Below are 812 nucleotides of genomic sequence, written 5' to 3'. Positions count from 1 at the left end.
CAGTGTCGCTCCAATTCAAGGAATCACTCTTTGCTTCAGCAATATCTTTGCTAATTTCATCCTTAATATTCGTGATAGAATTATTCACATTCGCGAAAGAAGTTCCTACACCAGCAAACGCTGTTGCTACATCATGATACTCTTTATCTTCTGTTGTGCCATCTTCTTTCACGCTCTTAACCGTGAATGTAGGCGCACTCCAAGTTCCATTCTCATACTTAGCTTTACCACCTAAAGACTTCGCAACATCGCTCCCTAGAGCATACAGCTGGTTACCCGCTACAGCATCACTTGAGTCTTTAGTTATAGATCCATTGGAAAGCGATGTTATCTTGCTGCTTGCATTCTCTTCACCATGCGTCGCTACAAACGCACCTTTAGACTTATCCCACAACAAGGCGTCAGCCTGAGCAGTGGTAATTTCATTGGTAATCTCTTTATGTAAATCCGTGAAAGAAGTTCCTACACCGGCAAACGCTGAAGCCACATCTGTATAGCTCTCCTCACTCTCAGTTCCATCAGATTTTACTGTTTTAATCGTGAACTTAGGTTTACTCCATTTACCATCCTCATACTTAGCTCCTCCACCCAAAGATTGTGCAACTTTATCACCTAGAGCATATAGCTGGTTACCCGCTACAGCATCCGTTGACGTTCTACTAATGTCGCCATTTTTAAGAGACGTTATCTTGCTGTTCTCTTTACTGTCCCCATGCGTCGCTACAAAGGCATGTGCAGTGTCGCTCCAATTCAAGGAATCACTCTTTGCTTCAGCAATATCTTTGCTAATTTCATCCTTAATATTCGTGATA

The 812-nt window shown here is 42.4% G+C and carries 1 pseudogene; it reads right to left on the bottom strand.

The annotated features are described in order from the left end of the window. Window positions 1-812 (bottom strand): annotated as a pseudogene (locus tag ACFINM_RS09805) (hypothetical protein); the annotation flags it as partial.

It is taken from the genome of Bartonella sp. AA168HLJHH, from assembly GCF_042197365.1.
In the GTDB taxonomy this organism is placed as follows: Bacteria; Pseudomonadota; Alphaproteobacteria; order Rhizobiales; family Rhizobiaceae; genus Bartonella.
This window is presented reverse-complemented; position numbering and strand designations above follow the sequence as displayed.